This window comes from Mammaliicoccus fleurettii (assembly GCF_003970575.1).
Classification (GTDB): domain Bacteria; phylum Bacillota; class Bacilli; order Staphylococcales; family Staphylococcaceae; genus Mammaliicoccus; species Mammaliicoccus fleurettii.
The window spans coordinates 1-10,772 of record NZ_RXWZ01000102.1 but is presented as its reverse complement, the minus strand read 5'-3'; the positions used below and the strand labels follow the sequence as shown (position 1 = coordinate 10,772).

The window sequence follows — 10,772 nt, the reverse complement described above, 5'->3', positions numbered from 1 at the left end:
ATACATATAATGAGTTATTTTATACTTTTATACATAAAAATTTAACTATATATACAGCAGTATAAGCGTAATATCTTTTATGTATTTTAAAAATTATGTTATGATGAAAGAGGTAGAAAATGATGATAGAGGTGACTTCAATGGATTGTATTAAAGGGATATTCAAATTCTTTTTCATCTTAATTGCTATAACAACAGTTGCTGTTGGGGCAGGTATTGCTGTCTTAGCATTTGTATTTAAAAAAGATTTTGAAGAATTAGAACAAAAGACTAAAGAAATTGTATCTGAGATCGAATCTAATAATTAAAATAAAGGAGCAATCACTATAATTATGTGATTGCTCCCTTTTTTTAAAATAATATTAGGAGGGTATATATTTTGCAATATGAAAGCAATGTGTTAATATCTCCAAGATTAGATTATCGTATGACCAATCAATTAAAGGATTTATCAAGAAGTTTGGAAGTGCCTAGTGTAAGAGAACTTCAAGCCTTAATTGAGACTATAGAATATGATCAGCCATTTTTAAAATCTATAACTATTGGTACGAGTAATGAAAATGAGATGGTTAACGCTGCATTTCATTTAAAGTCTTTGATTGAATCTACATGGTATGAAAATAAGCAGTCCGAAGTGTATGTTAATGTTGTGATTTGGAAGAATCATGTAGGTTCTTCTAAAAAGTATGTTAATAAGTTTGTATCAAACTCACCTGATGTTTGGATTACGCTCGGTTCACATATAGGGTTTTGTAATGTATTAAAGCGATTGTATCGCACTGAAAAATGGGATTCGAAAAGAACCTATTGTTTGAGTTCATTGTTATCTCAGGCGATGATAAATATAGTAGGAGCAAAATATTTCGAGGGTATAAATGGTATAAATTACCATGATGAAATTGTTAAAGTTGAAAATGGATACATTACATCAAATCCTAATTGTTTTGCTGAGCCTTCTTTTTTCTAATGATAATAAATAAAATAGTGGTAATACATATGAGTAATGAACTCATAACATACTTAAAATAATTTGTTGATTTTTGACCAGTTTCAGGAAGCTTTTTTGTTTCTAAGTTGGTCTTTTTTTCTTTTTCAGAAGTGGATTGGTTAGAATGGTTAGGAATTAAGAAATCTTTAACTACTGATATTTGATAAGACTGTGGGTTGTTTTGATTATGATTTAAGCTATTAGTATTAGGTGGGGATTGTTGATTCTCGTGGTTATTATCTAATTGATTGTGTTGTACGGAATCTTGAATAAAAGGTGATACAGATTTGTTGTCAGAATTGAATGTATAATATTTATCATCTCCTATTGAAATTGATGAATGAGTATCTATTCCGTTAATTTTTACATCGAATGCGGTGTCTCTAGGAATATTTGAAGGAATGTTAATTGTAGTTGAACCCTCATTGTTAGTCTTACCTATAAATTCTTGGTTCTCTGCTAAAAGTTTAACTTCTACATTACTTAAAGGTTGATATGTTTTGGAAAGTACTTCGATTGTAATATTTTGATTATTTATAGAAGGTGTATTACGAATTTGAGAATCAGAAGAAGTTAATTGATATAACTTATTAGGTTCAACAGTAAAAGTCTGTTGATTTGAAGTAGTTAAAGTATAATGAGGTTTAATATTCTTATTTGGAATTTCAACAAAAGCCAGTCCATCTGATCTAGTTGTTAGATGCTTAACTTCATTATCTAACTGAAGCTGAAACGTTTCATTAGATATAGGCATATTGCTCGCAGTTAAGAATTGAAATCCAATCGGAGTCATATCAGTACTTGCGTAAGTGACATGAGTCATATTGAGTGATGTAGCTACAAAACAAACAATACTGTAAAGAAAGATTGAAAACGTCTTCATCGGGTCCTCCTTTCTTGCTTATTTAACTATTATCATATGATAGCTATATTATTGCATAACTCGCTTTAATATTCAAGTATTATTTTATTATTTTTTTATAAGAATTTATTTTTATCTAAAGATGAGTTAAATACGTGCTTTTAACAAAATTGTATAACCTATATTATCTTCTGTTTTGCAAGAGAAATAAAAAAAGCGTAAAATAAAAGCATAATTTAAAAGGGGATGTTAAATATGAAATGTGTAAGTTGTAATCAAGAAATGATAAATGACCTTCGTATAAACGTTCCAGGAACTTTAGTAGATGTGAGATTAATTAAAGAAGAAGAAAATGAAGACATATTAAAAAAAGCGATTGCTATACCTAAAGCTGCAGTTTGTTTAAAATGTGGCGAAGTCAAATATTACATAGAGGATATAGAGTCGTTTAGAAATGCTTTAGATCAAGTGTAAATCAATTAAATAATCCTTATAAATAAAAACAGAGAGAACTTTTATACACTAAAAGTTCTCTCTGTTTTCTATTATTAAAAAGCATATCTCAATATTTAATTATATCTTTTTGATGTTTCTAACTGATGCATAACAATGTTCACCATTATTAAAGTAAACAGTACGATCTTTCGTATCAATTGTATCAACGTTATTTCGATTAATAACATAACTGTTATGACATCTAAAGAATCTATCATCTAAATTCGATAAATCCTTTAAACTACCATAAAACTCAATTTGTCTATTATCAAGATGAGCAATTAGTCTGTGCGATTTTGTTGAAGATTCAAAAAACATGACATCATCATATTCGACGTAAACTGAATTACTACCTCTAGTTAATTCTATTTTTTCAACATTAGTATTTTTAGATAACATACCTAAACGAATATAAGCAGTATCTAAACAGTCTAATACTCTTGTCTTTAATTGATCAGGATCATCTTTAAAGATGAAATCCATGGCTGCTACTTTATAAACGAACGTTAAATATGTTAATTCACTATGACTCGTTACAAAAACGATATTACCAATCGGATCATATTTACGTATGTTGCTCGCTAAAGTAATACCATTTATGTCAGCATCAAGTTGAATATCTAGAAAATAACAACCTATATCATTCGCTGTTTTGACATACTCTAAAAGTTCGTAAGGATCATGAGTAGCAAGTTCAATAGACATTTCTTTTTCTTCAATCATAATGTAATTATTTATAATCGTTTGCATACGTTCTAATTGTTTCGGGTCATCTTCACAAATGACGATTTTCATCGAATCACTTCCTCAGTGCTATCATTTAAAATTTCAAGCTTTTGAATAAAGTATTGATTGTTGATAAAAGTGTCTAAGAAAACATGATCCGTTTTCTCAGTAATTTCTTTCAAGGTCGTTAAACCAATACCACGTTTACGACCTTTAGTAGAATAGTGATCTTCAAATAACTTATGTACTTTTGGAGTATCTTTAGAACATTTATTCATGAATACAAGTAATATAGATTCATCATTTTTAATAAAAGCAATTTGAATTGTAGGATTATCTACAAACTCAGAAGCTTCAATCGCATTATCCATAATGATTCCAATACAGCGACTCAATTCAACAATGTTCATATTTATATGATCAATCTGTTCAGTAATCTCAACACTAATATTGATATTCTGTTCCTGAGATTGAATAATTTTTGTCGTTAATAAACCTTTAATTTCTCTCACATGTAAATTTTGTAGCCCATTAATTTTAATCGCATTTACTTTCATATCATCATGAAGATGCGCTATATTTTGATCAAAATAAACCCTTAATCCTTCCATATCATCTTCTCTAATATAATCAGATAATGTAGCTAAAATATTCACATAATCATGACGAAACTTACGCATTTCATTATTAATTTGTTCAATCTGCAACGTATATTTATAATATTGATTAATCTCTTTTTTAGTACGCTGTAAAGCCATTTCCCGAATGATCGTGAAAGAAATTAAAATTATAAAAATAGCAGCAACACACACATAAATCACATAGAATAATGTCTGGAATTCAAATTCTTTTTCAGTATTATATGATTTAGGCATGTATACGTAGAAGACCATGAATGAAACAGCTAAGAAACCTGCAATTAATAATAAATATACTCTGTTATTATATAAATAACTGAGCTTTAATTTATTCATTAAACGCCTTATTAAGTATGCAATGATTATTGTAAATGAGCTATGAAATAGCATGTAATACATAAAAAATTGAGGTACATTATTAAGGATATCAATAATATACTTAGTTAAAAATACAGATAAATAATCAGAAACAACTGATATTAATATGACTATAAGTGTATTAATAATTCCCAGTAATCTAAACTTCTTATAAAAGAATATAAAACAGAACAGGCAAACGTAAACTATTGCGCTCATTCCAAATAAATAATAAAAAGCAAGAGAAGGGATCATGTATCCCAAAGTGAGAATAACATAATCCCTTTTGCTATAACGATAATTCTGAGTTATAGCTAATAAAACTGTAAATAATAATATTTGTAAAATTCCAAATGGTAAAGATTCTATATTTGTAAATGATTCCATATACCCTTACACTTCCCTAAAACAATCTTATTGTTTTTCTTTTAATAATTCCGCTGGTACTTCTGTTTCATCTAAAAATGCCATACAACCTCTAATTACCGCTTTTTCACCAATTGCTGAAAGGATATTTGATACTGATTTTGAAAATAAACTAGTTAATAAATTCATAATAATGTTTCCTCCTCTTTGTAAAATATAGGTAATAGTGATACTGCTTCAAAGATCAATCCTAAGCATACTAATTGTTGATACGGTTCTTTTATGAATAATGAAAGAACTATCAATATAGTAGCGACTATGATTGATCTTAGTTTAAGTCCTTTTTTCCATTTGCCTAATATGGGATGTTTCTTTGTTTGCATTGGTGCGTACTTTATTATAATAAGATAACCAATTAGTGCTAGGGCAAGGAATGCCCAATACGACAAGTTAGTATTTATTATAATAAGTGGCGCCAATACAAACATTATGATGCTTTGTATTGTGCATAAAAAAGTGGACTTAGCGTGTGCACCAAACGCGAAATATCTAACGGCAAAATAACTAAGATGAACAATAAGTGTGTATAAAAATATATGGCATAGAAGGGCGGCACCATATATGACTACAGTCTTCATGATATTCCCTACAAATACTTCTAGTCCATACTTTACCTTTAAATAACTAACATGATCTAGGTTATTTGAATTTTGAAGATTTGCTGCAATCTTATCTATTTGTGTTTGTACAGGCTGATACATAGCGGCCCTCCTTCATTATGATTATAGAACAAATTGATTTACATTTTACTTCTTTTGCCTAACTGTATTATTTTAATGCCTAACTGTTTGAATTACGAATATATTTGTATTTTAACATAATATCAATGCAGTTAAGAACTTAAAATAATGACTTAGGGAAAATATTAAAAACACTTATCAAAATAATATAAGATAATATATGACTATTATATTTTATAGATTAATTTATAAATCTCAAATATAAAGGGGGATACTTTATGGCAGGCGATATCGTAAATGCTATTGGTAGTATTTTTAATTGGTTTCTAGAAATTTTCAGTGATATAAGCAGTTAAACTTCTAAAGTCTTATATATGAATTTAGAATATTAAATTATACAACGTGTACCATTAGGTATGCGTTTTTATTATAGTTATTGAGCGTTTTCATGTAGAATGATATTAAAGATAAATTTAGGGAGGATTTTAATTTTATGAAAACGAAAGGTTATATTGGTAGTTACACTAAGAAGGATGGTAAAGGGATATATAGATTTGATGTAGATGAAAATGATCAAACTATTGAAAAGGTAGAAGTAGGCTATGAAGTTGAAGCATCTACATATATTACACAACATAATCAGTTTTTATATGCTATTAAAAAAGATGGTGAAGATTGTGGGGTTGCCAGCTTTTTAATTAATGAAGATGGTAGTTTAACTTTTATAAATGATTGCTTAGCTTCTCAAGAAGGTACAGGTTGTCATATTTCAGTTTCTAATGACGGTAAATACTTATTTGAAGCTGTATATGGAGCAGGTCTTGTTAGAATTTATAAACTTAATCCTGATACTGGAGAATTAGTTGAGTTAATTGATTTTTATCGTGGAGAAGGACAAGGGCCAAATGAAGCGAGACAAGAAAGTAGTCATATTCATTATGCTCAACAAACACCAGATTTAGATTTTATTGCTACAGTTGATTTAGGGGCAGATGTTGTTAGGACATTTAAGTTTTCTGATGAAGGACTAGAATTAGTTGAAACATTAGAAGTACAAGCAGGTAGTGGACCAAGACATTTAGCGTTCCATCCAAGTGGTGATTATGCATATTTAGTAAGTGAAATGAGCAATACAATTCAAGTGTTATCTTATAAGAACGGTGTATTTGCTGAGATTAGTCCAAGATTAATGACTATACCTGAAGATTTTGATTTAAATTCACAAGTTGGTGCAGTTAGATTAAGTCATGATGGTCAATTTATTTATGTTTCAAATAGAGGTCATAACAGTATAGCGGTATTTAAAATATTAGGTGATGGCGCCAATATTGAAAGTGTAGAAATAGTTACAAGTGGTGGAACATGGCCAAGAGATTTTAATATCACACCAAGTGATACTTTCTTAGTAGTGGCACATGAACATTCATATAATTTAGTTTTGTTTACTAGAAATAAAGAAACAGGTAAATTAACAGAAATAGAAAATGAACAAAAAGCTTCAGAAGGCGTATGTGTTCAATTTTTATAACAATGGTAGGTGATTAGCTTTGAAAATTGCATTATATCAAATGCATGTTATACCAGGTAAACCAGAAGAAAACATTCAGAAAATAGATCAATGGTTCGATCAACTTGATGAAGATATCGATATAGCGGTATTACCTGAAATGTGGAATACGTCATATCGATTAAAAGATTTAAATGAACTTGCTGATAATGATGGTGAAGTTATCCTTCCTTTTTTACAAAAGAAAGCTAAAGCGCTCAAAAAACATATTGTTGCTGGGTCTATTGCTTATAAAAAAGATCAAGAAATTTATAATAGAGCCATTGTCATCAATAAAGAAGGTAGTTGCATTAACACTTATGACAAGGCACATTTATTACCGATGTTAAATGAACATCATTATTTAACTTCAGGTGAAAAAAAGCCTACAGTTTATAAATTAGATGAAGTCGATATGGGTACAATTATATGCTATGACTTAAGATTTCCGGAATTATCTCGCTCTTTAGCATTAGAAGATGCAAAGGTTATATTTGTACCAGCACAATGGCCAAAGTCAAGAATCGATCATTGGAAAGCATTACTACGTGCTAGAGCAATTGAAAATCAAGTTTATGTCATTGCGTGTAATAGTGTAGGACTTTGTGATGAAAATGAATTTGGTGGTAACAGCTTAGTATATGGTCCAGATGGCACATTAATGGATAATTTATATTATGAAGAAGATACTTTAATTGTTGAAATAGACTTTGGAAAACAAGAACAAATTAGAGAAGCAATTCCAATATTTAATAGTCTAAGAACTGATTTATATTAAGAAGAATGAGGCTGAGACAATAATTTGTCCAGCCTCATTGTATAGTTAAAACTATTTTCATAACCTGCTTGCCTATGGTACAGTCTCAGCCTGTAGTCTTCGATTTGTACTGTTTCCACAGTCGTGTCGGCTATGAAAGTGTCTTATAGTGGTTATATTATATAAGCAAGTTTATAGAAACCTGCTTATAAATGTTAGTTGAAGTGAATGGAGATGATTGTTTGGAAAGTAATATATCAGTTCAATTTAAAAATGTTGAATATGAAATTGAAAACTCTAAAATTTTAAAAGAAATAAATGCTGAAGTTTATAAAGGTAAGTTGACATCTATTATAGGTCCTTCTGGTGCTGGGAAATCTACTTTATTATCTTTAATAAATTTATTAAAATCTCCTTCTAAAGGTGACATTTTGATCAATGATGAAACAATTAATTCATATAATCCGATGGAATTAAGGAGAAAAGTACAATTAGTTTCACAAGAAGCCACTATGATTAAAGGGACTGTTAAAGATAATTTAGAGCTTCCTTTAACACTTCAAAATAAAAAGATGACAGATGAAGAAGCGAAATACTTTTTAGAAAGAGTGGATTTATCAGTAACTTTTTTGAATAAAAATAGTAAAGAGTTATCTGGAGGAGAAAAACAAAAATTATCTTTAGCACGTGCACTTGTTAATAAACCAGAAGTTATTTTATTAGATGAGGTAACGTCTGCACTTGATAGAAATTCTAAACAAGCGATAGAATTGTTACTCAAAAAAATTAATAAAGAGCATAATGTAACGATGATTTGGGTGACGCATGATATTAATCAGGCTTTACGATTGAGCGATTATGTTTGGGTTATGATTGATGGAGAAGTAGTTGAAGCTGATAGTGTCGAAAATATTAAACATACTAAAAATTCTGAGGTCAGAAATTTTATAGGAGATAAAGTATTATGAGCATAACATCTATAATATTAATGTTTATTTTTATCATCATTCCGATAGTTTTATCTAAGAGTTTTAATTTAGGATTAGAAAAAGATACTACAGTCGCTGCAATACGATCTTTCGTTCAGCTATTAATTGTAGGTTATATATTACAATTTATATTTGACCAAGATAGTTATATATTTATTGTATTAATGGTCATACTCATAATTGGTGCAGCAACTCAAAATGCAAGGAAAAAAGGGTTGGAAATACCAGGAATTACATGGAAATTATTATTAGCTTTTATATCCATTGAAATCATTACGCAAGGGATATTAATAGGTTTTAATATAACACCTGCTACAGCACAATATATCATTCCTATAAGTGGAATGATAATAGGGAATTCTATGGTGCTAAGTATATTATTTTTAAATAGATTTATGTCTGAAATAAAACAAAACGATAACATAATAGAGCTTATTTTATGTTTAGGCGGAACACCTAAACAAGCAATTCATAAGCAGTTAATCACATCTATTCAATCAAGCGTTATACCTACAATAGAACAACAAAAAACAATTGGTTTAGTACAGTTGCCAGGCATGATGAGTGGTCAAATTATTGCTGGAGCTGATCCTTTAGAAGCTGTGCTCTTTCAAATATTAATTGTATTTATGCTATTAACGGCAGCTACTATGACAAGTGTAATACTAGGGTTTTTATCGTATCCAACTTTGTTTAATAAGAAGCAGCAATTAATAGAAAAGCATTTCAAATAAAAAAGCTAGGACAATTAAATTGTCCCAGCTTTTTATTTTTTAAACATTGCTCTTACATATTTACCTTTTCCTTTATAAGGCGGGAAAAGTACACCGGTTTCAAGTTTAGTTGTTTTGAACATTATGCCTTTTTCATTACTAAATAATTCAAATGAGGCTTTACCATGGTATTTACCTATTCCTGATAGTCCAACTCCACCAAATGGCAAGTTATGATTACCTACATGTAAAAGGGTGTCATTTATGCAACCACCGCCAAATGAAATTCTTCTTACTACTTCATCAGTATGATTCTCATCTTCACTAAATAAGTATAAGGATAATGGTTTTGGTTTGTTCTTAATGAATTGTATTGCGTCTCCAAAGGCTTCATAAGTCATGATTGGAAGGATTGGACCGAATATTTCATCTTCCATTAAAATGTCATCGAATTTAACATTATCAATGACAGTTGGCTCGATATAGCAATGATCTAAATCAGAATTGCCACCATAAACGATATCACCATTTGTATTTTCTAAAAGATGTATTAATCTGTCAGTATGTCTTTCATTAACAACTCTACCAAAATCTTCACTGTCTTGAGCATTTTTGCTGTAAAATTCTTGGATTGTAGACTGTAATGCTTTTACAAATTGTTGTTTTATAGAAGCATCGATAATGACGTAATCAGGTGCTACACAAGTTTGACCAGCATTAATGAATTTACCAAAAGCAATTCTTTCAGCAGCTACTTTAATATTGGCAGTCTTATCAACTATAGCTGGGCTTTTTCCACCTAATTCAAGTGCTACAGGAATCAACTGTTTACTAGCTTGCTCGTATACACTTTGACCAATTTTTGTTGAACCTGTAAAGAACACAAAATCAAATGGAAAAGTTAACAATTCTTCTGTAACCGTTTTGTCACCAGTAACACAAGAAACGAAAGAAGGATCAAATGATTCTTCAATTATTTTTCGAACGATTGCACTGACATTAGGTGTTAATTCTGAAGGTTTTACGACAGCACAATTACCGGCTGCTATAGCCCCAATTAAAGGTTCAATGACAAGTTGGAAAGGGTAATTAAATGGACCAATAATTAGAACTGTACCATATGGTTCATATACTGTATAACTTTTACTAGGGAAAAGAAAAACAGGTGTATTAGCATTGTTTTTACTGGCTAAACCCTTGACTTCTTTTAACATGAAAGAGATACTTTTATAAATATAACCGATTTCTGTTGCATAAGATTCAACTGCATTTTTGCCTAAATCGTGTTGCAAAGCTTCTATTAATTGACTCTCATTTGATTTAATAGATTTTTTTAGTAATCTTAATTGTTTTTTTCTAAATTTAATATCTTTGGTAATATCGCTATCGAAGAACGATTGGATATTTTCAAATTGATTTGCTATAGACAAGATTGATAACCCCTTTATACTTCTGTTGTTTATATTTTAACAATAGTTATAATTAAAAGCGAAGTCTTTATTTATTAAAGACCATTTTATTAAGAATATATTATGAAAAGGTGAAACTATATGAAATTTGGATTTATAGGTACGAACTGGATTAGTGACAAATTC

The 10,772-nt window shown here is 29.5% G+C and carries 13 protein-coding genes; 7 read left to right on the top strand and 6 right to left on the bottom strand.

All coding sequences use genetic code 11. The features are described 5' to 3' along the window. Positions 1–140: 140 nt before the first annotated feature. The gene (locus CD129_RS08360) at positions 141–308 is read left to right on the top strand and encodes a hypothetical protein (RefSeq protein ID WP_049320466.1); all 168 of its coding nucleotides are present in this window, start codon (positions 141–143) and stop codon (positions 306–308) included. Between the two features lie 71 nt (positions 309–379). Next, positions 380–967, top strand: a complete 588-nt coding sequence (locus CD129_RS08355) for a hypothetical protein (protein WP_115337253.1) — start codon at positions 380–382, stop codon at positions 965–967. Here CD129_RS08355 and CD129_RS08350 read toward each other — a convergent pair. Next, positions 936–1,871, bottom strand: a complete 936-nt coding sequence (locus CD129_RS08350; RefSeq protein ID WP_115337254.1) for an LPXTG cell wall anchor domain-containing protein — start codon at positions 1,869–1,871, stop codon at positions 936–938. The genes CD129_RS08355 and CD129_RS08350 overlap by 32 nt on opposite strands. Before the next feature lie 234 nt (positions 1,872–2,105). On the opposite strand from CD129_RS08350, the gene CD129_RS08345 reads away from it, so the two are divergent. Continuing rightward, positions 2,106–2,324, top strand: coding sequence for a hypothetical protein (locus tag CD129_RS08345; protein ID WP_078358464.1), 219 nt, complete (start codon positions 2,106–2,108; stop codon positions 2,322–2,324). Positions 2,325–2,423: 99 nt separating this feature from the next. Here CD129_RS08345 and agrA read toward each other — a convergent pair whose 3' ends face one another. The 4 genes from agrA to CD129_RS08325 are packed head-to-tail and all read right to left on the bottom strand — an operon-like array spanning position 2,424 to position 5,193. After that, positions 2,424–3,140 (bottom strand): quorum-sensing response regulator AgrA, encoded by a 717-nt coding sequence (agrA, locus tag CD129_RS08340; protein ID WP_078358465.1) that lies wholly within the window; start codon positions 3,138–3,140, stop codon positions 2,424–2,426. After that, the gene (gene agrC / locus CD129_RS08335) at positions 3,137–4,453 is read right to left on the bottom strand and encodes a quorum-sensing sensor histidine kinase AgrC (RefSeq protein ID WP_115337255.1); all 1,317 of its coding nucleotides are present in this window, start codon (positions 4,451–4,453) and stop codon (positions 3,137–3,139) included. Before agrC ends, agrA begins: the two co-directional genes overlap by 4 nt. A 27-nt stretch (positions 4,454–4,480) precedes the next feature. Continuing rightward, complete coding sequence (agrD, locus tag CD129_RS08330) at positions 4,481–4,621, bottom strand: cyclic lactone autoinducer peptide AgrD (protein WP_078358467.1); 141 nt, start codon at positions 4,619–4,621, stop codon at positions 4,481–4,483. Further along, on the bottom strand, positions 4,618–5,193 hold the full coding sequence (locus CD129_RS08325; protein ID WP_107509875.1) for an accessory gene regulator AgrB: 576 nt from the start codon (positions 5,191–5,193) through the stop codon (positions 4,618–4,620). The genes agrD and CD129_RS08325 overlap by 4 nt, the downstream gene beginning before the upstream one ends. 472 nt (positions 5,194–5,665) lie before the next feature. Between CD129_RS08325 and pglS the strand changes: the two genes are divergently transcribed. From pglS to CD129_RS08305, 4 genes are all read left to right on the top strand, one after another. Then, on the top strand, positions 5,666–6,700 hold the full coding sequence (pglS, locus tag CD129_RS08320) for a 6-phosphogluconolactonase (protein WP_107509925.1): 1,035 nt from the start codon (positions 5,666–5,668) through the stop codon (positions 6,698–6,700). A gap of 19 nt (positions 6,701–6,719) precedes the next feature. Beyond that, entirely contained in the window at positions 6,720–7,496 is a 777-nt protein-coding gene (locus tag CD129_RS08315; protein WP_115337256.1) for a carbon-nitrogen family hydrolase, read from the top strand. 221 nt (positions 7,497–7,717) lie between these two features. Continuing rightward, positions 7,718–8,443, top strand: coding sequence for an ABC transporter ATP-binding protein (locus tag CD129_RS08310; RefSeq protein WP_107509924.1), 726 nt, complete (start codon positions 7,718–7,720; stop codon positions 8,441–8,443). After that, on the top strand, positions 8,440–9,198 hold the full coding sequence (locus tag CD129_RS08305; RefSeq protein ID WP_078358472.1) for an ABC transporter permease: 759 nt from the start codon (positions 8,440–8,442) through the stop codon (positions 9,196–9,198). Before CD129_RS08310 ends, CD129_RS08305 begins: the two co-directional genes overlap by 4 nt. A gap of 32 nt (positions 9,199–9,230) precedes the next feature. On the opposite strand, the gene CD129_RS08300 is transcribed toward CD129_RS08305, so the two are convergent. Continuing rightward, entirely contained in the window at positions 9,231–10,610 is a 1,380-nt protein-coding gene (locus CD129_RS08300) for an aldehyde dehydrogenase (protein WP_078358473.1), read from the bottom strand. Positions 10,611–10,772: the final 162 nt, after the last annotated feature.

Excerpts from the sequence above, each read along its gene's own strand:
- CD129_RS08360 (WP_049320466.1), top strand. The coding sequence starts at position 141 with ATGGATTGTATTAAAGGGATATTCAAATTCTTTTTCATCTTAATTGCT.
- CD129_RS08350 (WP_115337254.1), bottom strand. The coding sequence starts at position 1,871 with ATGAAGACGTTTTCAATCTTTCTTTACAGTATTGTTTGTTTTGTAGCT.
- CD129_RS08345 (WP_078358464.1), top strand. The coding sequence starts at position 2,106 with ATGAAATGTGTAAGTTGTAATCAAGAAATGATAAATGACCTTCGTATA.
- agrA (WP_078358465.1), bottom strand. The coding sequence starts at position 3,140 with ATGAAAATCGTCATTTGTGAAGATGACCCGAAACAATTAGAACGTATG.
- agrC (WP_115337255.1), bottom strand. The coding sequence starts at position 4,453 with ATGGAATCATTTACAAATATAGAATCTTTACCATTTGGAATTTTACAA.
- agrD (WP_078358467.1), bottom strand. The coding sequence starts at position 4,621 with ATGAATTTATTAACTAGTTTATTTTCAAAATCAGTATCAAATATCCTT.
- CD129_RS08325 (WP_107509875.1), bottom strand. The coding sequence starts at position 5,193 with ATGTATCAGCCTGTACAAACACAAATAGATAAGATTGCAGCAAATCTT.
- pglS (WP_107509925.1), top strand. The coding sequence starts at position 5,666 with ATGAAAACGAAAGGTTATATTGGTAGTTACACTAAGAAGGATGGTAAA.
- CD129_RS08305 (WP_078358472.1), top strand. The coding sequence starts at position 8,440 with ATGAGCATAACATCTATAATATTAATGTTTATTTTTATCATCATTCCG.